The sequence below is a fragment of the Rhodanobacter sp. AS-Z3 genome, from assembly GCF_029224025.1.
Classification (GTDB): Bacteria; Pseudomonadota; Gammaproteobacteria; order Xanthomonadales; family Rhodanobacteraceae; genus Rhodanobacter.
In genome coordinates this window covers 2521038-2541937 of sequence record NZ_CP119392.1, presented here as the reverse complement: position 1 = coordinate 2541937, position 20900 = coordinate 2521038, and the positions used below count along the sequence as shown (strand labels likewise).

20 protein-coding genes are annotated in these 20900 nt (G+C 61.7%); 10 read left to right on the top strand and 10 right to left on the bottom strand.

Going from position 1 to position 20900, the window contains the following annotated elements:
* Positions 1-75: 75 nt before the first annotated feature.
* Positions 76-1533 carry an FAD-dependent monooxygenase gene (locus tag PY254_RS11240; protein ID WP_281012136.1) on the bottom strand — a complete coding sequence of 486 codons (1458 nt, stop codon included), beginning with the start codon at positions 1531-1533 and terminating at the stop codon, positions 76-78.
* Positions 1534-1675: 142 nt separating this feature from the next.
* Between PY254_RS11240 and PY254_RS11235 the strand changes: the two genes are divergently transcribed.
* A complete protein-coding gene (locus PY254_RS11235; protein ID WP_281012135.1) occupies positions 1676-2509 on the top strand; it encodes an ABC transporter ATP-binding protein in 834 nt (277 codons plus the stop codon).
* 89 nt (positions 2510-2598) lie between these two features.
* Here the strand turns inward: PY254_RS11235 and PY254_RS11230 are convergent, their stop codons facing one another.
* Positions 2599-3615, bottom strand: coding sequence for an NAD(P)H-quinone oxidoreductase (locus PY254_RS11230; protein WP_281015209.1), 1017 nt, complete (start codon positions 3613-3615; stop codon positions 2599-2601).
* 229 nt (positions 3616-3844) lie between these two features.
* On the opposite strand from PY254_RS11230, the gene PY254_RS11225 reads away from it, so the two are divergent.
* From PY254_RS11225 to PY254_RS11215, 3 genes are all read left to right on the top strand, one after another.
* Positions 3845-4342: a redoxin domain-containing protein gene (locus tag PY254_RS11225; protein WP_281012134.1), complete on the top strand. Its 498-nt coding sequence runs from the start codon at positions 3845-3847 to the stop codon at positions 4340-4342.
* A gap of 157 nt (positions 4343-4499) precedes the next feature.
* The gene (locus tag PY254_RS11220) at positions 4500-5297 is read left to right on the top strand and encodes a class I SAM-dependent methyltransferase (RefSeq protein WP_281012133.1); all 798 of its coding nucleotides are present in this window, start codon (positions 4500-4502) and stop codon (positions 5295-5297) included.
* Between the two features lie 202 nt (positions 5298-5499).
* A complete protein-coding gene (locus PY254_RS11215) occupies positions 5500-5850 on the top strand; it encodes a carboxymuconolactone decarboxylase family protein (protein WP_281012132.1) in 351 nt (116 codons plus the stop codon).
* Positions 5851-6049: 199 nt separating this feature from the next.
* Here PY254_RS11215 and PY254_RS11210 read toward each other — a convergent pair whose 3' ends face one another.
* From PY254_RS11210 to PY254_RS11175, 8 genes are all read right to left on the bottom strand, one after another.
* Positions 6050-6316, bottom strand: a complete 267-nt coding sequence (locus PY254_RS11210) for a hypothetical protein (RefSeq protein ID WP_281012131.1) — start codon at positions 6314-6316, stop codon at positions 6050-6052.
* Positions 6316-7620 (bottom strand): TFIIB-type zinc ribbon-containing protein, encoded by a 1305-nt coding sequence (locus PY254_RS11205; protein ID WP_281012130.1) that lies wholly within the window; start codon positions 7618-7620, stop codon positions 6316-6318. Before PY254_RS11205 ends, PY254_RS11210 begins: the two co-directional genes overlap by 1 nt.
* 12 nt (positions 7621-7632) lie before the next feature.
* Positions 7633-8556, bottom strand: coding sequence for an AIM24 family protein (locus PY254_RS11200; protein WP_281012129.1), 924 nt, complete (start codon positions 8554-8556; stop codon positions 7633-7635).
* Between the two features lie 10 nt (positions 8557-8566).
* Positions 8567-9328 carry an AIM24 family protein gene (locus PY254_RS11195; protein ID WP_281012128.1) on the bottom strand — a complete coding sequence of 254 codons (762 nt, stop codon included), beginning with the start codon at positions 9326-9328 and terminating at the stop codon, positions 8567-8569.
* Between the two features lie 95 nt (positions 9329-9423).
* Entirely contained in the window at positions 9424-10584 is a 1161-nt protein-coding gene (locus PY254_RS11190) for an SPFH domain-containing protein (protein WP_281015208.1), read from the bottom strand.
* A gap of 296 nt (positions 10585-10880) precedes the next feature.
* Positions 10881-12086, bottom strand: a complete 1206-nt coding sequence (locus PY254_RS11185) for an acetyl-CoA C-acyltransferase (protein WP_281012127.1) — start codon at positions 12084-12086, stop codon at positions 10881-10883.
* A gap of 200 nt (positions 12087-12286) precedes the next feature.
* Positions 12287-14674 carry a 3-hydroxyacyl-CoA dehydrogenase/enoyl-CoA hydratase family protein gene (locus PY254_RS11180; RefSeq protein ID WP_281012126.1) on the bottom strand — a complete coding sequence of 796 codons (2388 nt, stop codon included), beginning with the start codon at positions 14672-14674 and terminating at the stop codon, positions 12287-12289.
* 37 nt (positions 14675-14711) lie between these two features.
* Positions 14712-15338, bottom strand: coding sequence for a TetR/AcrR family transcriptional regulator (locus tag PY254_RS11175; RefSeq protein WP_281012125.1), 627 nt, complete (start codon positions 15336-15338; stop codon positions 14712-14714).
* Between the two features lie 223 nt (positions 15339-15561).
* Here PY254_RS11175 and ndk point away from each other — a divergent pair, with 223 nt between their 5' ends.
* From ndk to bamB, 6 genes are all read left to right on the top strand, one after another.
* Positions 15562-15987, top strand: a complete 426-nt coding sequence (gene ndk / locus PY254_RS11170) for a nucleoside-diphosphate kinase (RefSeq protein ID WP_281012124.1) — start codon at positions 15562-15564, stop codon at positions 15985-15987.
* A gap of 15 nt (positions 15988-16002) precedes the next feature.
* Positions 16003-17127, top strand: a complete 1125-nt coding sequence (gene rlmN, locus PY254_RS11165; protein ID WP_281012123.1) for a dual-specificity RNA methyltransferase RlmN — start codon at positions 16003-16005, stop codon at positions 17125-17127.
* A complete protein-coding gene (gene pilW, locus PY254_RS11160) occupies positions 17117-17905 on the top strand; it encodes a type IV pilus biogenesis/stability protein PilW (RefSeq protein ID WP_281012122.1) in 789 nt (262 codons plus the stop codon). Before rlmN ends, pilW begins: the two co-directional genes overlap by 11 nt.
* A 5-nt stretch (positions 17906-17910) precedes the next feature.
* The gene (locus tag PY254_RS11155; RefSeq protein WP_345781810.1) at positions 17911-18900 is read left to right on the top strand and encodes a helix-turn-helix domain-containing protein; all 990 of its coding nucleotides are present in this window, start codon (positions 17911-17913) and stop codon (positions 18898-18900) included.
* A 155-nt stretch (positions 18901-19055) separates the two neighbouring features.
* Positions 19056-19706 (top strand): YfgM family protein, encoded by a 651-nt coding sequence (locus tag PY254_RS11150; RefSeq protein WP_281012120.1) that lies wholly within the window; start codon positions 19056-19058, stop codon positions 19704-19706.
* Positions 19703-20899 (top strand): outer membrane protein assembly factor BamB, encoded by a 1197-nt coding sequence (gene bamB / locus PY254_RS11145; RefSeq protein ID WP_281012119.1) that lies wholly within the window; start codon positions 19703-19705, stop codon positions 20897-20899. The genes PY254_RS11150 and bamB overlap by 4 nt, the downstream gene beginning before the upstream one ends.
* Position 20900: the final 1 nt, after the last annotated feature.

The following is a 20900-nucleotide window of genomic DNA, read 5'->3' as shown; positions in this document are numbered from 1 at the left end:
GGTGTCTGCGGATTAGGCCGATGCGCTGTCTCACCAAGTGAGATAGACGTTCTGCAAACGTGGAATCCGGGTAGCTCAGCCGGTCAATCGATCCAGATAATGCGCCGCGGCTTTCCAGTCATTGGCTCGCGCCACCAGCCCTGTATAGCCGTCCGGCCGCACGATCAACAACTGACCTGGGTCGTGCGGCCGGCGGGATCTTGCCTCGATCCACGCAGGGTATCGAGCGGCCAGCGCATCACCGGTTGCGGCGTCGGCGGCATACAGCACGAACCGCGCTGCGTGCGTGCCGGGTGCCGGACCATCGTACTGGTCCGGCGGCAACCGATCACCGGCGTGTGGTCCCACCGAAAGCGGGCTACCGGCATAAGCGATGTCGATCTCCGAAAGCATCTCACCCATGGCATGACGAATGCCGTGGAAACCCAGCAGCAATTTCAGCAGCTGGTTGCGTGCCGCCTGCAACAACGGGTTCGACAGATTGGCGGCACGGGTGAGACGGGTGGCATTGAGCAACACCCTCGCGCCGACCTTGCGGCGTTCGCTGCTGTAGCTGTCCAACAGGTGGTTGCCAGCATGGCCGGCGACCACCTGTGCCAGTTTCCACGCCAGGTTGATCGCGTCCTGCATACCTGTGTTCATGCCCTGACCGCCGGCCGGGCTGTGGATGTGCGCGGCATCCCCCGCCAGCAATACGCGGCCGTAGCGGTAGTCCTCAACCATCCGTTCGTTGATCCGGAAATTCGCCAGCCACAGCGGATCGGTAGCGTGGAAGCCGCCACCTGTGCGCTGATCAATCATCGTCTGCACGTCAGCCAGTGTCGGCTCGTCGCGTGGATGTGCCGGATCGCCGTGGCCGATACGGCCCACCGCGCGAACCCGCCCACCGCGCATCGGGAACAGGGCGAAGGGCCCGTCCGCATGCAAGTAGATCGCCGCCTCGTCCCGTGGTGGTGCACCATCGCCCTCCATGCGCACGTCGGCAAGCAGCCAGTCATCGTTGTCGGTCGAACCGGAGAACTCCACACCCAGTCCATGACGCACCGTGCTGTGTGCGCCATCGCAACCCAGCAGCCAGGGCGTGGTAACCGTTTCCACGCGACCATCCGCATGACGAAGTGAAGCATTCACCTGCTCGCCGGCGTCGGCGAAGCCGACCAGCTCCACCTCACGTTCCACCGCAACGCCATGCCGGCCGAGCCACTCGGCCAGCAGGCGTTCGGTCTCACTTTGCGGCAGCATCAGGGCGAAGTTGTAGTTGCTGGCCAGGTCATCGAAGCGGGTGCGGCCGAGGATCATGCCGCCACTGCGCATCGTGGCTCCATGCGCACACAGGCCTTGTTCGATGAAACTCGCCGTACAACCGGCGCGGTCCATCAACTCCAGCGTGCGCGCCCACAACACCAGGGCCCGCGACGTTTCGGTGGCATGTGCGGCGCGGTCGAGGATCCTCACCGGCACGCCGAAGCGTGTCAGCTCGACCGCCATCGTGAGGCCCACCGGCCCGGCACCAACGATCAGGATCGGGATCATGCGGCGTCACTCCCTGGCCATGGACAAAAACGCTCTGACTACCGTAGCAGTGTTCGGCAGGCCCTCGTGTCACGCAAGCCTGTAGCCGGTCGTCGCCAGCACTGCATTGCCCCGTGGCCGCCGAGCAGGCAAGGTTCACCCCATGACTATCGAAACCGCCACTACCGCCTTGCCCGCCACTGACGCAGCACTGCTGGAGATCGACTGTGCCAGCGTGATGCAAGGCAGTCAGCTGGCGCTGGACCAACTCACCCTGCGCGTGGCTGCAGGCCAGCACACTGCCATTCTCGGCCCGAACGGCTCGGGCAAGTCCACCTTGGTCAAGCTGGTCACTCGTCAGTTGTATCCATTGGCCCGCAGCGATGGCAGCGGTAGCGTGCGAATTTTTGGCCGGGATCGCTGGAACGTGGAAGCGTTGCGCGGCCTGCTCGGCATCGTCTCGCCGTCCATGCAGCGCTACTACACCAATGAACCACCGCTGGAAGTATTCGACGCGGTGGTATCGGGCTTCTTCGCCACACGCGGCGTCACCGATCGCCAATCTGTCAGCGCGCAGATGCGCGATCGTGCGCACGACGCCCTCGCGCAGATCGACGCTGGCCATCTATGTGGCCGAGCCATGGAAACGCTATCCAGCGTCGAAGTACAGCGGGTACTGATCGCGCGTGCACTGGTGCATCACCCGCGCGCCTTGTTGCTGGACGAGCCCAGCGCCGGTCTCGACATGGCCAGCCGCCGACAACTGCTGGAAAGCCTGCGTGAGGTCGCCCGACACGGCACCACCTTGCTGCTGATCACCCACCACGTCGAGGAAATTCTGCCGGAGATCGAGCAAGTGGTGCTGTTGCGTAGCGGTCGTGTGCTGCAGCAAGGCAGCAAGACCGACCTGCTCACCGACGACGCACTCTCCATCACTTTCGGCAGTCGCGTGCAGGTCAGCAAGAACGGCGAGTACTACGCGGCGACGTTGCTTTGAGGCTGGCGTGAAGCTCAGTCGCGTTAGTTGAAGGATGAAATGCACAAACGACCCATCAGGGTTTCCGCGCGACTGAATCGGCGCCGCGATCAGCTCAACGCGGGCACCGGCCACTCCAGCATGATCTTGCCGATATGTTCGCTGCTTTCCATCAGCGCGTGCGCCTTCGCTGCTTCGCGCGCCGGGAACACCTGATGAATGACCGGTCGCGCCTGGCCTGATTCCAGCAGTGGCCATACTTTTTCGTGCAATCGCCTGGCCAGTGCGGCCTTGAACGCGACCGGCCGCGCGCGCAGCGTGGAGCCGGTGATGGTGAGTCGGCGACGCATGATCAATGAGGCGTCGATATCCACCCGCTTACCGCCGAGGGTGGCGATAAACACCAGCCGGCCATCCTCGGCCAGCAGCTCCAGCTCGCGTGGAACATAGTCACCGGCGACCATGTCGAGGATCACGTCGACACCGTGGCCATCCGTGTGCTTTTTCACTTCCACCACGAAATCCTGCTCGCGGTAATTGATCGCGTGCGCACCAAGCTTTTCGCAAGCCGCGCACTTCTCTGCATTGCCGGCGGTGGCGAACACGCGGTGACCCAAGGCATGCGCCAACTGGATTGCGGTGACACCGATACCGCTGGAGCCGCCTTGCACCAGCAGTGACTCTGGCGCGCCCTCGGCATTCAAGCCCAGCCGGCCCCGATCAAACACATTGCTCCACACGGTGAAGTAGTTCTCTGGCAGTGCCGCCGCCTCAATCATGCTGAAACCCTTCGGCACTGGCAGGCATTGCCGTAGTGGCGCCACGGCGTACTCGGCATAACCACCACCCGCCAGCAAGGCACAGACCGCATCGCCCTGCTTGAGGCCGAATGGATTGTCACCGCCGAAATCGCCGTCGATCAGCTCACCGGCCACCTCCAGTCCCGGCAGATCCGAAGCACCCGGCGGCGGCGCGTAGTTGCCCTGGCGCTGAAACACGTCCGGGCGATTCACGCCGGCGGCCGCCACCTTGATCAACACTTCGCCCGCTCCGGGACGCGGAATCGGACGTTCGGTCAATCGCAACACGTCCGCGGCACCGGGCTGAGCAATTTCGATGGCTTGCATGGTGGTCATAGGGGCTCCGTCAGTGGGATGCTGGATCACGATGCTTCATTGTCTCGCCGAAACCCGGTGGGATGTGTTGCGTCAGGGAATTTGCGACAACGATCCATCGTGGTTAGCGACACTATGACGTGCCTGATCGAGAAGCTGTCAAGGCGAACACGGTGAATGTCTTCTATCCGTAACCCACAACACTGAAGTCGTCGCGCTATCCTCGACGCCGGAGGCAGCCATGACAAACACGCATCTCGCACCACCGTGGCAAGTATCACGCTGGTTCAACAGCGCACCACTGACGCTGGCTGATCTGCGCGGGCAGGTAGTGGTCGCCCACGCCTTCCAGATGTTGTGTCCGGGCTGCGCCATGCAGGCGTTGCCACAAATGCAACGCGTGCGACAGCTGTTTCCCGAGCAACGCGTCGCGGTAATCGGGCTGCACACCGTCTTCGAACACCACCAGGCCCAAGGGCCGCTGGCACTCGAAGCGTTCCTGCACGAATACCGCTACAACTTCCCGGTTGGCGTCGACCAGCACGTGGACGGCGACCCGTTGCCACTGACCATGCGCGCCTATGCCATGCAAGGCACGCCCACGCTGATGCTGATTGATGCCAAGGGCAGGCTGCGCGAACAGCATTTCGGCGTGCTGGATGACATTACGTTGGGCGCGATGCTTGGTGGGTTGCTGCGGGAAATGGATGAAGCGGAATTGCACGGCGTGACAGACTGAGATATTCAGGGCACTCGGGGCTGGCCGAGTCCATCCACATGCACGACTCGTCGGCAGCCCACGGCCGACAAATGAATCTGGCGAAGTTTCGGTTTTTCTGGCCCCTTTTTCTGGCAGACGAGTAGGCTGGGTCGACCACCCCTGGGAGGATCGCCCCATGCTCCGTCGTCACTGCAAACTGCTGTTCCTGCTGGCTGGCAGCCTGCTGCCCGCACTGGTCTGCGCCGCCACGCCACCAGCCGCCGACATCACCCCGCAGTTGCAAAAGGCCGCCGATGGCGCGTGGCGCTCCGCGGCGAACAAGGCGCGCGACGGCGCCAGGCATCCGGTGCAGACCCTGGAGTTCTTTGGCATCAAGCCGAGCATGACGGTGATCGAGATTGATCCCGCGGGTGGCTGGTACACCGAGATCCTGGCACCGTTCCTGGCTGACCACGGCCACCTCATTGAAGCAGGCTCGCCCAAGTTCGAAGACACCATCAAGGCCAACCCGGCCGTGTTCGGTCACATCAAGAAAGTCATCGAATTTGCACCGCCGTTCAAGGTGAATCTGGGCGCGCCAAACTCCGCCGACATGGTGCTGACCTTTCGCAATACCCATGACTGGCTCAACCACAGCCCCGACACGCTGGCCGCGGTGTTCAAGTCGGCGTTCAAGGTGCTCAAACCCGGCGGTGTATTCGGCGTGGTCGAACACCGCGCCAAACCCTTTTCCAATGCCACGGAATCGGCCAAGGAGTTGCACCGCATTCCCGAGGATTACCTGATCACGCTGGGGCTGGAGTCTGGCTTCCGACTGGCAGCCGTGTCGCAGATCAACGCCAACCCCAACGATCCCGAAGACATCAACGTGCACCGCCTGCCGCCGAATCTTGCTGGTCCTGACAGCGAGCACGCGAAGCTGGAAAGGGTCGGCGAATCGGACCGGATGACATTGCGCTTCGTGAAGCCGTGAGATGGGTGAATCGTCGCATTGGCGTTTGCTCTTGAATTGTGGCGGTAGCGAGAGCAGTGCAAGTCAAACGTCCAATGGCAAGCGCAGCAAAAGCTGAGGCCGGGATGGAGGAGTGAGGCACCCGCGACACGCTGTCACACCCACTGCCACGCACCCAAAATCAGGCCCATATTGGACTCGTCCCCAAACCCGGAGCGAGCCCATGTCCAGCAAGTCCTACAAAGAACTCACCCAGGATCTCAGCAAGGCGGTCGGTACCTTGCGCGCTGCCCAGCCGGGCACGCTCGACGGCTTCACGGCGATGTCGAAAGCGGCGATGGAGCCGGGCGTGTTGTCGGCGATCGACAAGGAGTTGATGGCGTTGTCGATCGGTGTGGCTGGCCACTGCGATGGCTGCATCGGCTTCCACGTGAAGGCGCTGGTGCGTCTGGGCGCCAGTTACGAGCAGCTCACCGAGACGCTGGCGGTGGCGGTATATATGGGCGGCGGGCCGTCGCTGATGTATGCGGCCGATTCTGTGCGCGCCTGGGAAGAATTCGGCGGCAAGATCTGACGCAAATGGTGAGCTGATTCCTGCTTCGGTGGGGATGCCGAAATAAGGAACGGCGCCGTTTTGCAACGGCGCCGTTCCTGTTATTTACAAAAGGTTGAGCAGGACACTTTGAACCTGGTCCCGGACGCGTCGCTTGCGGCAAAACTACATGCCGCGGCTCACACCCGCCGGAAGTGAAGTCTGATGCTTTCCGAACGGCTTATCCGCTATCGCCCTGAATCCGCTTCACGCGTTGGCGATACTGCCGCACGTTGTCGCCACTGATGCGCTTTTCCTGCGTGCCCTTTACCTCGTCGACCTTTTGGTCTCGCTCTGAACCGGTCACCGGCTTGGCCACGACCGCCGTTTCGTGTTCGAAATCGTGCGATTTGTCGGTGTTGCGGTAATAGCGGTACAAGGCCCAGTACAACCCGGTAGCACCGGCCGGTCCGAGCGCGAGCAGCCACATGCCTCCATCACTGCTCATCATGACGAGTGCCCCACGAGAAAGAGTGCAATGGCTTCCAGAAAGGTACCCACAGTGAGCGCCGCCATCAGGAGCTTCCACTGTTCTACCGGCACGCTGCCCATGGTCTCTCCGGTGCGCCCGTTCACCGCGATGTAATGCAGCATGCCGCCGTTGGGGCCGGGCTGATGGTAGGAATAGAGCCATACCGGCAGGTACATCGATACCCAGCGGGTGCCGTGCACACTTAGCTGTTCCTGTTCCCAGCGCACGCCACGATCAAAGCGCGATACTGACTTTTCGACCTGGGCGCGGGCGATCGACAGCAGCTCGTCTTCCAGCCGTGGGCGCAGTTTTTCCACGTCCATGTCGCGCTTTTCCGAAGTGATGCCGGCCAGGTAGGACGCGTTCCACTTCACCGCATTCTTGGTATCGAACGGCAGGATCGTGTTGATGATGTTGTTGGTGTTGGCGCGCGTGTCCAGATTGCCACGTTCGCTGGAAGACTCCAGCGGCAGGTCATCCACGGTGAAGTCTATTTGCCGCTCCACCTGATACACGTCGGCATCGTAATAAGTCTTCTTTTTGTCATCGCTGCCCTGCGTATAGCAGCGCGTCTCGATCTCGCCGTGGCCGGCGACCGCAGCGCTCGCGTTGCCATCGACGATCATGTACGGCAAGTAGACGGGAACGACGTTCTCGGGCGTGAACTGTTCCTTGAATGCCTTCAACGCGAACAGCCGTCGTTTATCCACAAACTGGCTGATGCGAGCGACCGCGTCATCTTTCTTGATGTGGAACGGCAGCACGGCGTCCGGCACCGCACCGTTCGGCACCTGCTCGTTGACGCCGAACACGTGGCGGCACCAATGGCAGCGTGCCGTCATCGCATTGGCCGTATTGACGGTGACCTCGGCGCCGCAACCGGGGCATTTGAAAGTCATCAGACTGGCCGTGTCAGCCTTGATGTCCTTGGCGCCAGAAGCGATGACCGTACCCTGCAACTGGTCAATGCCTTCGCCGAGCCCGAATTCCTCTTCGACCCCTTCGCCATGCCATTCGTGACGGCAGTACTGACAGATCAGCAGATCGGTGCCGGGCTTTTGTCGGATCTCGGTCGAGCCACATTTCGGGCAGCGGTTGAGGCCGTCCTTGAGCTCGGCAGCCGACGTATCGATGGCGACCGGGTCGGGTGCCTGCAATTCGTCGCGAATGGGCTGGGGCAGGGTGGCCGGATCAATCGGCACGCTGCCGCGTGGCGGCGGCACGTCCTGCGGCGAGCCAGGGCCAGTGGGTGGTGGAATCGGTGGCGGAGTGGTGGGCATAGGGGTCTGCGACTACCAGCGGAGGAATTCGACGGTGCCAGCGATGATCGGATGAGGTGGGTTGAATTCTTTTTCGTATTTCGAGGAGATGGCAACGCGGCCAGGACCGGTAAGCTTCAGCCACACGTTGCGGTTAGCGTAGTTGTTGCCGAAGAGGCCGCCAAAGATCGAGAACTGCGCACGCGGATACTCGGCGGTGAGAAACGTGGAAACGGTCAGGTCGCGATACAGCAATGCATCGGGCTTCACGTAGACCGTCTCGTGTGGTTTCAAGTCGCGGAACATCGTGTTGCCGGGCGAATGCAACAGGAGCAAGCCTTGTTCGTTCGGCGCGTGGAAGACATCGTCGTATTGTCCGAGCGGATACTCGGTCTCGGTCTCATCGCCATTGCGCACCCTGAAATACAGGTTGTTTGCCGTCGGTGAATACGTCACCGAGTCCGTCGCCGCGAGAAACGTATGGCTGCGCACCCACATGCTCTTGCCCTTGTCGAGCGGCAGCGACACGATTTCGCCAAGGTGGTTGTCCGACAAGGCCACATGCCCCGGCCCGGTCGCCTGCAACTGGAAGTTTTCCATCTTTGCGAGCAGACGGGTGACGAACGACTTGCCGTCCTTGTAGTTCGCCAGCTTGACGCTCGATTCGGCGAAGGTCAGCTTGTGGTGCGAGAACCAGATGCGGTCGCCCGGATGCAGATTGAAGTCCGCGACCGGCACGAACGTGCCAGTGATTTGCACATGCGAACGACCGAACTGGATGTGCGCCATGTCCGCGGCGCCGGGCAATTCTTCCCAACCCGAATCGGAAACCAGCTCACGCACCTTCGCGGGCGCGCCGCAGGTACGGCAAGTCGCGCTGGCGGTCAGCGGCGCGGTCATCCGGCAGTAGGGGCAAGGGTAAGCGTCAACCGAGCCAGGCGAAGTCTGCGTGCTCATCACTGCCGCCTCATTCGGAAAGATGATGGTGGTACATCGACTGGATGCCGACCCGGCCAGGACCGGTGAGCTGCGCTACGTACAGCTTCGAGAACAGGCCGGTTTTCACGCCTGGCACCGACACGGTGTCGAGTTTGACGGTGGAATCCTTGTAGAGAAACTTGCCAGCTTCGACCAGTATCGTCTCGCCCGCGGCGAGCGTGCGTTGCAGCACGTCGCCATTGCCATGCAGCATCAGCATGCCGGGCTGTGCCTGAGCGATGAAGCGATCGAGGTACATACCGTTGCCGCCGTGCAACAGGTTCACCAGGCCCTTGATGCGCACGAACGAATACGTCACCGAGTGCGAGGCCAGCAGGAAGGCGTGTTCGCGCACGTCGAGTTCCATGCCCGGGTGAATGGGCATCACCACCAGTTCGCCGGGCGCATCGCGCGAGAACGCAATCCGCCCAGGCCCTTTCGCGTATAGCACCGAATACGGCATGCCATGCGCGCGCCGACTGCTGGGCAGCTGGTACTGCTCCAATGGAACACCCGGTTCCTTCCACAACAGGGTGTGCTGTTCGAAATAAACCGCATCGCCTTGTTGCAGCGCGATGTCCGCAACCGGCACGTACTTGCCTTCGATTTGCAGGGTCGAATTGCCGAACTTGAACTCTTCCATGTCGCGCAAGCGTGGCGCTTCGCGCCAGCCCGAATCGGAAACCTTGTCTTTCACGTCCAGCGGGGCAGCGCAGGACACACATTGCAATGCGTCGGCCGCGTTGTTCATGCGGCACCACGAACAGACAATCATTTCCACGGCATTCCCCTTCCTTTTGCCAAACCGTTCATTGGGCGATGGGTGACGAGAAACTACCTCGGGACCTACAAGCCCAGCGCTTTGGCTTTTGCCGCATCGTAGTCGGCCTGCGTGATCAGACCAAGATCGAGCATTTCCTTGGCTTTCTTCAGTTTGGCGATCGGGTCGTCGGCAGGCGGCGCGACCGGAGCCGCCGGAGCCACCGGCTGCTGCAAGCTGCCCATGCCGCCCATCATGCCCGAGGCCATGCCAATGCCCATCATGCCCGCCGCACCGCCGTTTTCACCCGCCGACTGCATGCCCGCCGCAACGCTGGCCTGCAGATTGGAATTGCCGCGCGCACCGGAAAGCGCGTCGGCGCGCTGCACGGTCTTCAACAGTTCCCGCGTATTCGCGTCGTATTCAATGGAAACGATGGCCGTCTTGACGATGGCCAGGCCGCGATCGGATTTCCACTGGTAGGCGTTTTCCACCGCATCGGACAGGCTCTTGGCAAAGCCAAGCGAATCCTGCTGCAGTTTGGTGATGCGATGGCCCTTGTCGGCGTCGTTGGTGTACGCGCTGAACGCCGGTGCGAGTGAACCTACGACTTCGTTGAACAACTGGCTGGCCGCCGCATTGTCCAGGTCGGTGAAGTCGAACACCTGGCCAGGCTGCAAATAGCTTGCCGGCACGAAGTTTTTCACGAACAGGATCGGATCGACGATCTTCAGCGTGTAGGAGCCGCGCGTGACCGCGCCAACCTGGGTGTTGAGGAAGCTGTCGTCCCAGTAGATTTCCGATTGCGTACCGAAGCGGTTGTCCGGCAGTTCCTTCAGCGAGACGAAGAACGCCGCCTGCTGCGAGCCCGGCTGGCCACCGAACTTGAAACGCTCCCAGCTCTGCTTGATCAGCGAATCGACTATGCCACCGCCGGTGAAGATCGACGTCGAGTTGAGATCATCCGACTTCCACTCATAGCCGCCCGGTTCAGCCGCGAAGCCGGTGATCTTGCCGTCCTGAAACAGCAGCAGTCCGTAACCCTCGGGAACGACGATCTTCGAACCATTGGTGATGATGTTCGACGAACCGTGGGTATTCGAACCACGTCCGGCATTGGTGCCCTGCGGCACCGCGGCGAACAACGCCGCCGTCGCCGGCAGACCCTGTGGAACCGTGTAGAAGTCCTTCCACTGGTCAGCCAGCGTGCCACTGACCGAACCCACCACTGCCTGAATCAGACCCATGACATCTCTCCTTGGATTCGCGGCCGGGTAGGGTACCGACCATGCTCGGCGCACTATACCTGCAAGGCGGAGCAGTGCACTGTCGGGCAACGCTGGCGGGAAGGTTTGATGGTTGGCCAGAATGGCTGCCGCTGCTGGCGTCAGGTCACGGCCGGTGGGCTGCTCCGGCAGGTAAATCTGGCCAGCCAAGCAGCCTGTCCTGCATTGAGCCGCGTAGGCCACCAGGCTCGGCACGCGCAAACGAAGAACGGCGCCATTTCGCAACGGCGCCGTTCTGGTTTTTCACAATTGCTGGATCAGAGCGCTTCGAAAATACCCGCCGCGCCCATACCCGTACCAATGCACATGGTGACCATGCCGTACTTCTGCTTGCGACGGCGCATGCCGTGCACCAGGGTGGCAATGCGCACCGCACCGGTGGCACCGAGCGGATGGCCCAGCGCGATCGCACCGCCGAGTGGGTTGACCTTGCTTGGGTCGAGCTTGAGATCACCCATCACGGCCAGCGCCTGCGCGGCAAACGCTTCGTTGAGTTCGATCCAGTCCAGCTGATCCTGGGCAATGCCGGTCTGCTTGAGTGCCTTGGGAATTGCTGCCTTCGGCCCGATGCCCATGACTTCGGGCGGCACGCCGGCGACGGAGAAGCCAACGAAGCGGGCCAGCGGCTGCAGGTTGTATTCCTTGATGGCCTTTTCGCTGGCCAGCAGGATTGCACCGGCGCCGTCGGACATCTGGCTGGAGTTGCCGGCAGTGACGCTGCCGCCGAACTGGCCGTTGCGGAACACGGTCTTCAGCTTGGCCAGCACTTCCATGGTGGTGCCGGCACGCGGGCCTTCATCGGCCGTGATGTTGCGGCTGTCGGTGATGATCTGGCGGGTGGCGAGGTTCGGATAGTGATCATCCAGCGCGAACGGGCTGATCTCGTCATTGAACTCGCCGGCAGCCTGGGCGGCCAGTGCGCGGCGGTGGCTTTCCACGGCGAACGCATCCTGCTGCTCGCGGCTGACCTTCCACTGCTTGGCCACGTTCTCCGCGGTGATGCCCATGCCATAGGCGATGCCGATGTTTTCATCGCTGAAGATCGCGGGGTTCATGGCGATTTTGTGGCCCATCATCGGCACCATGCTCATGCTCTCGGTGCCGCCGGCGAGCATCAGGTCGTCTTCGCCGAGACGGATGCGGTCAGCCGCCATGGCCACGGCCTGCAGGCCGGACGAGCAGAAGCGGTTGATGGTGACGCCGGGCACGGTGTCGGGCAGGCCGGCCAGCAGCACGCCGATACGCGCCACGTTCATGCCTTGCTCGGCTTCGGGCATGGCGCAGCCGATGATCGCATCGCCGATGCGGTGCGGGTCGATGCCGGGGTATTGCGACATCACGCTGCGGATCACGTGGGCGAGCATGTCGTCCGGACGGGTGTTGCGGAACACGCCGCGCGGCGCCTTGCCGACCGGTGTGCGGGTGGCGGCGACGATGTAGGCGTCTTGCACTTGCTTGGTCATGGTTTGATTCTCAATAGAGTGGGAGCGGGGAACGGGGAACGGGGAACGTGCAGATGGCGCTTTGCTTGTTGCTGCCTGTACTGACGTTGCGTTCTCGTACCCTCCAATCAAAAGCGGTTGGAACCAGGTCTGGGGCAGGGCGGGATGGACATGTTTGCTGCGTCCTTCGCGTTCCCTGTTCCCCATTCCCTGTTTCCTGCTTAATTCCTCAATGGTTTGCCCGTGGTCATGGTGTGGGCGATGCGGGCCTGGGTTTTCTCCATCTTGGCCAGCTCCACGAAGTGCTTGCGTTCCAGCGCCAGCAACCATTCCTCATCAACGGTCGAGCCCCGCTCGATGACGCCGCCGCACAAGGTGTCAGCGATGCGCGTGGCGATGTCGATGTCATGCGGCGAGGCGAAGTAGCCGGCCTGCAGGTTGGCCAGCGAGGCCTTGAACGTGGCGGTGCCGACATCACCAGCGACCGGGATGGCGTTGGCAGGCATCGGTGGGCGGTAGCCACTTTCGGCCATCGCACCGGCGACCTGCTTGGCGATGTAGAGCAGCTCGTAGCTGTTGAACACGATCAGGTCGCTGTCGCGCAGCAGGCCGAGGTTCTTCGCCTCGAACGCGCTGGCGGAAACCTTGGCCATCGCCACCGTCTCGAACACCTTCTTCAGCTCTTCGAACGGATCGGCCGGGTTCGCCTTGGCCGCGCGGATCGCCAGTTCATGCAGACCGCCACCGGCCGGCAGCAGGCCGACGCCAGCCTCGACCAGACCGATATAGCTTTCCAGCGCCGCGACAGTGCGCGCCGAATGCATCTGGAACTCGCAGCCGCCGCCGAAGGCCATGCCACGCACGGCCGATACCACCGGTACTAGCGAATGCTTGATCGCCATACTCGTGCGCTGGAAGTTGGCGACCATCTTGTCGAACGCGTCGAACTTGCCTTCCTTCAGCAAGCCGAGCGCGCCCTTCAGATCCGCGCCGGCGGAGAACGGTTCGCCGGTCTGCCAGATCACTACCGCCTTGAGCTGTTCTTCGGCAAGCTTGATCGCGTGCTGCACACCATCGAGGACGTGGTCGTTGACCGTGTTCATCTTGGTCTTGAACGAGAGGATGCCGATTCCGTCGTCGCCCAGCGTCCACAGACGCACGCCATCGTTCTCCCACACGGTGGTGCCGGTGTCGAACTTCTCGCCGAGGATCGGATCGGGGAACAACTGACGCTTGTACACCGGGTGCTGCGAACGCGGCTTGTCGGCGTTGGCGCTGGCCGAGTACGAACCGTCCTTGCCGTGCACGCCCTTGCGGCCGTCGGTGACCCAGCCGGGCAGCGGCGCATTGCTCATCGCCTTGCCGGCGGTGATGTCTTCGTTGATCCACGCGGCGATCTGCTGCCAGCCGGCAGCCTGCCAGGTCTCGAACGGCCCGAGCTTCCAGCCGTAACCCCAACGGATCGCGAAATCGACGTCGCGGGCGGTGTCGGCGATATCAGCCAGATGGTAGGCCGTGTAGTGGAACAGGTCGCGGAAGGTCGCCCAGATGAACTGGGCCTGCGGATCGCTGGACGCGCGCAGCTTGCCGAACTTTTCGGCCGGGTCCTTGATCGCCAGGATCGCGGCTACTTCGTCGGATGGCTTTTGTTCGGACGGGCGGAAGTCCTGCTTCGCGACATCCAGTACGACGATGTCCTTGCCAACTTTCTTGTAGAAGCCGCCGCCCGTCTTCTGGCCCAGCGCGCCTTTCTCGATCAGTCCGGCCAGCCACACCGGCGCCTTGAAGTACTGGTGCCACGGGTCGTCGGGCAGGGTGTCGGCCATGGTCTTGATGACGTGAGCCATGGTGTCCAGACCAACCACGTCGGCGGTGCGATAAGTGGCACTCTTCGGGCGACCCAGCGCCGGACCGGTGAGCGCGTCGACCGTATCGAAGCCGAGCTTGAACTGGTCGGTGTGATACATGGCCGCCAGCATCGAGAACACGCCGATACGGTTGCCGATGAAGTTCGGGGTGTCCTTGGCGATCACCACGCCCTTGCCGACGGTCGTAACGAGGAAGGCTTCGAGGCCGTCCAGCACCTTCTTGTCGGTGAGCTTGGTCGGGATCAACTCGACGAGGTGCATGTAGCGCGGGGGATTGAAGAAATGCACGCCGCAAAAGCGATGGCGCATTTCTTCCGGCAGTGCCTCGGCCAGCTGGGTGATCGACAGGCCCGAGGTATTGGAGGCGATGACGGCGGTCTTGGACAAATGGCCGGCGATCTTCTTGTACAGGTCGAGCTTCCAGTCCATCCGCTCGGCGATCGCTTCGATCACCAGATCGACATCCTTCAGGTGGTCAAGGTCGTCGTCGTAATTGGCCGGGATGATCGAGGCGGCGAAGGCCTTGTCGGCCAGCGGGGCCGGTGACAGCTTGGCCAGGTTGGCGATCGCCTTCAGCGCGATGCCGCTCTTCGGGCCTTCCTTTGCAGGCAGGTCGAACAAGACGGTTTCGACGCCGGCATTGGTCAGGTGCGCGGCAATCTGCGCGCCCATGACACCGGCGCCCAGCACGGCGGCTTTGCGGATGCGCAAGCCGGAGGTGGGGGAGGATGCAGCAGTCATTGGCTTCTCCATACGTACGAATGATGGGACAGGTGAATCAGGGATGGCTCAGGCCGGCGACGGCAAAGCGGATCAGGTGGTTGGCGGTCTGTTCGCGGTGGGCGTGTTCGCTAACGTCCTTCGGGCGCTGGATCATGCCGAAGCCGGACATCGCATGGGTCAGCGCACCGGTCACGAGGTCGATGCGCCAATACAGTTCTGATTTGGCCAGTTGGGGCAGCAGGCGGGCGAATTCAGCGGTGAACTGACGCATTACGTGGCCGTAGTTGTTGGACAGGAACTGGCGCAGGGTGTCGTCGTGTTCAGCAAAGGCGCGGGCCAGCACGCGCATGAACAGGGCGCCGCTGTTGTCATGTGAAAGGTCGATCGCTGGGCGAATGAAGGCCTCAAGCACGTCTTCAAGCGTGGTTTCCGGGGCGCCCGCGATACGCGCCAGTGCCTTCAGTCGGCTGGCGTTCAGGGCATCCAGCCGGCGCCGAAACACTTCCTCGACCAGCTTTTCCTTCGAACCGAAGTGGTAATTGACCGCTGCAAGATTGACTCCCGCGTTGGTCGTCAGCTGGCGCAACGAAGCGCCCTCGAAGCCGCGCTGGGCAAACAGCAGCTCGGCGGCGCCGAGTATTCGTTCCTTGGTTGAGACGGAGCTGTTCACAAGCAGAGCCATCCATCGGCCGGAGGCCAGTTCAAACGATCGTTTGAGCATAAGCGGATAGCCCTGCAACCGTCAAACAATCGTTTGTTGCAAACGCACCGCAACTTGCGTAAGAGTTAGAATCTGTCACACTTTAGTGAGCTAAATCCCCAATCTCTGACAGATTTGGCCTACTGCCGGCCCAGATCGGCGACCACCTTTTCCCATTCATCCGTTTTTTCCGGAGCAGACCCGTATGGCGCTTGAGCGCACTCTTTCCATCATCAAGCCCGACGCCGTTGCCAAGAACGTCATCGGCCAGATTTATGCACGCTTCGAGAAAGCTGGTCTGAAGATCGTTGCTGCCAAGATGAAGCAGCTGTCGCGCAAGGAAGCCGAAGGCTTTTACGCCGTGCACAGCGCGCGGCCGTTCTTCAATGCTTTGGTCGAATTCATGATTTCCGGCCCGGTGATGATCACCGCGCTGGAAGGCGAGAATGCCGTGCTGGCTCACCGCGACCTGATGGGTGCCACCAACCCGAAGGAAGCCGCGCCGGGCACGATCCGCGCCGACTTCGCCGAGTCGATCGACGCCAATGCCGTTCACGGCTCCGACGCCGTCGACACCGCGATGGGCGAGATTGCCTATTTCTTCGCGGCCACTGAGATTTGTTCGAGGTAAGTTTTGAATCAGGTCATGACCACTACTGCGACCCCCAAGGTCAATTTGCTCGACTTTGATCGGCAGGGTTTGCGTGATTTTTTCACGCAGATCGGCGAGAAGCCTTATCGCGCCGAGCAGGTGATGAAGTGGATTTACCACGACCTGGAAGACAACTTCGAAAACATGACCGACGTGGGCAAGGCGCTGCGCGCCAAGCTCACCGAGGTTTGCTACATCGGCGCACCGAAGACGTTGCTGGACAAGGTCGCCACCGACGGCACGCACAAGTGGCTGCTGGGCATGGACAGCGGCAATGCGATCGAGACGGTCTACATTCCCGAGCCCACCCGCGGCACGTTGTGCGTTTCCTCGCAAATTGGCTGCGCGCTGAACTGCAGCTTCTGCTCCACCGGCGCGCAGGGCTTCAACCGCAACCTGTCAACCGCCGAAATCATCGGCCAGGTCTGGGTAGCGGCAAAGTACCTCGGCAACGTGACGCATCAGAATCGTCGTATCACCAATGTGGTGATGATGGGGATGGGCGAGCCGCTGGCCAATTTCGAGCCCGTGCTGAAGGCGATGAAGTTGATGCGCGACGACCTGGGCTTCGGCCTGGCCGCCAAGCGCGTCACGCTGTCCACCGCTGGCATGGTACCGCTGATCGACCAGCTGTCTGATTCGATCGACGTGTCCCTGGCTGTCTCGTTGCACGCCGCGAATGACGATCTTCGCACCGAACTGATGCCGATCAACAAGCGTTACCCGATCGCCGACCTGCTGGCTGCCTGCCAGCGCTGGGTAGCACGCAAGCCGCGCACTTCAATCACCTTTGAATACACTTTGATGAAGGGCATCAATGACCAGCCCGAGCACGTCCGTCAGTTGATCAAGCTGATGCGCAAGCTGCCCACCTGCAAGGTCAATCTGATTCCGTTCAATCCGTTCCCTGGCACCCAGTTCAAGCGTTCGGATGCCGCCGATATCCATCAGTTCCAGACCCAGTTGCTGAATGCGGGTGTGTTGACCATGTTGCGGCGGACCCGCGGCGACGACATTGACGCCGCCTGTGGCCAATTGGCGGGGCAGGTTGCCGACCGCACCCGGCGCAGCGCCGATATCAAGAAACGTCAGGAAGAGGGGGCATCGCATGCGGTTTGAGCGGGTAGTGTTCATCAGTCTCTGGTTGCCGCTGGCCGGCTGCGTTACCACGCACAGCGACAGCAGTTCGCTCGGCAAGAGCATGCCGCAAACGAGTGCAGCCACCCAGGCCAGTGATGCTGCCCGAATCCATACCGAGCTGGCCCAGCGATACATGCAGTCCGGGGACTTGGAAACTGCACTGGAAAAAGTCACCAAGGCACTGCAGTTCGACCCGCGCTATGCGCCGGCACATACCGTGATTGCGGTGATCTACGAGCGCATCAACAAGTTGCCCGAAGCGGAAGAACACTATCGCAAGGCGGTGGCGCTGGAGCCGAACAAGGGCGCCCCCAACAACAATCTGGGTGTCTTCCTCTGCCATACCGGGAAAATCGTCGAGGCCGACCAGTATTTCAGGAAGGCGATTACCGACCCGTTTTACCAAACCCCTGATGTGGCATTGACCAATGAGGGCGTCTGCCAATTGCGCAACAACGACGTGGCCGGTGCGGAAAAGAGTTTTCGTGACGCCATCGCAAGAAACCCGGCGAATGGTGAGGCACTGTTCCAGCTTGCAAATACGCTTTACCTGAACAAGGATGCGTTCCGCGCCAGGGCATTTCTCCAGCGGTTTGAGGGGCTGGGCAAGCCTACGGCAGCATCACTCAAGCTTGGTCATGACATCGAATCTCTGTTGGGCAACAAGGATGGTGCCCTTACCTACAGCAAGCGATTGCTTAGCCAGTTCCCGGACTCGGAACAGGCGCAGGCTCTGAACGCAACTACCCGCCAATGACTTCCATGCCATCACAATCGGCCGGCCAGACTTCCGACAAGTCGGATCTGTTCGGTATCAATTTGCTCAACATGGATGTGTCAGTCACAGACCCTCACGCGGCCAGTTTCGGCAGTCGCCTGCATGCGGCTCGTGAAGCGCGTGGGCTGGATATCGAAGGCTGTGCGCACGCGCTCCGGCTTGCTGGCAAGATCCTCCGACAGCTTGAGCACGACCAGTACGAAGGCATCGACTCCAAGGTTTATCTGGCCAGCTATATCGCAAAATACGCTCGTCACCTCGGCATCAACGAGGTATCCATCCAGGTCGAACTTGACCGTATCAAGCAGGTCGATGCACCACTGGTGGCCACGGGCGGTATTTCGCATTCACGCTTCCTGCTGGACCGCTACGCCACCGCAGCTACTTACGTGGTACTGACAGCCGTGATCGTGGTGCCGATGGTCTGGCTGGGCGTGCGCGGCACGCTGGATCGCAGCCTTACCCACCTGGCTCCGCTGGACGCCGCGCCAGTGGCGCAGATCGAAGCACCCGCGCTGCAATCCGCGAACAGCAACCAGCCTACCGCAGACGCCGTTGCGACAGCGCCATTGACCACCCCGACACTGACCATGCAGAGCGAGAATCAGCCGCTGCTCGCGTCAATGGCGCCGTTTCCCAGTCTGGAAAACAGCAGCCTTTCCCCGGTGCAGCCAGCCGCATTGCCAGTCGAAACGGGAGTTGGCAGCCACAGCCTGAGTCTCAGCCTGTCGTCAGCCAGTTGGGTAGAAGTGATCCAGACTGACGGTACGCGACTGGAATATGGCCTGCTTGCGGCCGGTACCAGCAAGACCTACCACAGCAATCAGGCCCTGGACGTGCGCATCGGTAACGCCAGCGGCGCACAGGTGGTGATTGATGGTGCTTCGGTGGGGCTGGACGATTTCCGTCGCGCCAATGTGGCCCATTTCCGCATGCAGATGCAGGGCGGCAAGGCATCCGCAGCCACCCTCTGATCACCAGCGCAGGCCGCTTCGCGCGCGCCATTTCGGTTATGCTTGCCCACTGACGTCCGCTCGGTAACGCGTGGACGCAATCGGCTTTTCCCTTGGTTTACTGTACTGGCCCCTGCACGCGTCCGCGGGCGCGCGGCCTTTTGAATGGTGATTGCATGGCATTTGAAGAATACGACAAGTACGAGCAGAGCGAGCTGGTCCAGAAGTGGCTGCGCGAGAATGGAGTGTCGATCGTCGTGGGTATCGCGATCGGCCTGGTCGGCATCTTCGGATGGCAGCAGTGGCGTGGTCATCAGGCACAAAACGAGGCCAACGCTTCAGAGCTCTATCAACAGGTGCAGGTCGCGCAAGCATCCGGCAAGAGCGAGATCGCCTCGCAGCTGACGGACCAGCTGATGAAGGATTACGCAAAATCGCCATTTGCCGTGTTCGCTGTGAGCGATCGCGCCAAACAGCAGCTTGAAGCCAAGCAACTGGACAAGGCCGAGGCTTCGCTGGAATGGGCGGAAGCCCACGCCAACCCAGCGCCATTGAAGTCACTCACCCAACTGCGCATCGCACAGGTGGAACTGGCCAACAACAACGGCAAGGCAGCCTTGGCCACGCTCGACAAAATTCCGGCCGACAGCTACCCGGGGCTGGCGCAGGAACTCCGTGGAGATGTGCTGGTCAAGCTTGGACGTACGGACGAAGCACGCAAGACCTATCAGGCTGCGATGTCGGCGCTGGGCGAGGAAGCACCGCAACGCGGTGCGCTGCAGATGAAAATCGATGACCTGGCCACGGCCGGGAAGCAGGGTGCATGAAAAAATTTCTGTTGATCACGCTGGTTTCGCTGGGAACACTTGCCGGCTGCCATTCCTTCAAGAAGGAAAACGTCCAGCCGCCAACGCCGCTGGCCAAGGATTTCAAGCCGACGGTACAGGTTACCCGGCTGTGGAAGGCCACGGTCGGTGACGGTGCCCAGGCCAGCGGCGTGCGTTTGCGCCCGGCCGTGGTCGGTGGCGTCCTGTATGCCGACAGCACCGATGGCAAGATTGCCGCGTTCGATGCCACCAGTGGCAAGACACTGTGGTCAAAGAGTTCGAAGACGCACGGCTGGTTCGGCTGGGGCGACAAAAAGCGCAAGGACGCCCTCTATGCGGGCGGCCCTGCCGTCGACGGCGACCTGCTCACCGTTGGCACGCTGGACGGCCATGTTTATGCCATGAGCGCCAAAGATGGCACCCCGCGCTGGGATGTCGAAGTAAGCAGCGAAGTCATGGCCTCGCCGGTGATCGTCGGCGACCTGGTGGTCGTGCGTACCGGTGATGGACGCATCTACGCCTTGGACGCCACCGATGGCCACCGCCGCTGGGTCTATGACCAAGGCTCGGTGCCACTGCTGAGCCTGCGTGGCAATGGCCCCGTGCTTGCTGCCAACGGCGTGCTGTTCTTCGGCAGCGATGACGGCAAGCTGGTTGCCTTGCGCCTGGACAACGGCGCCAAGCTGTGGGAACAAAAACTGGCCAGTGGCGAAGGCCGTACTGAAATTGATCGTCTGAGCGACGCCGATGGCGCCATTCTGCTGGGCGGAACAACTTTGTACGGTGCGGCTTATCACGGCAATCTGACCGCTATCGATGGGCCGAGCGGCCGCCCGCTATGGTCGCATCCATTCTCCACCTTCGGCTCGCTGGCGCTCACGGACAACGCACTTTTTGGCGTGAATGACCAATCCCAGGTGTGGTCGTTCGACCGCAGCACCGGCACCGACATGTGGAAGAACGACGCGCTGAAGTATCGCTGGGTCACCGGTCCGGCCGTGCAGGGCAACTACGTGGTGGTGGGTGACATGGAAGGCTACGTGCACTGGCTGCAAACCGGTGACGGCGCGTTGGCCGCGCGTGAGCGTCTGTCGAAGAAGGCGATTCGCGCCCAGCCTCTGGTGGTTGGCAACATTGTTTACGTCGAGGACGTCGAGGGCCATATTGGCGCCTACCGTCTGTCCTCGCCCTGAT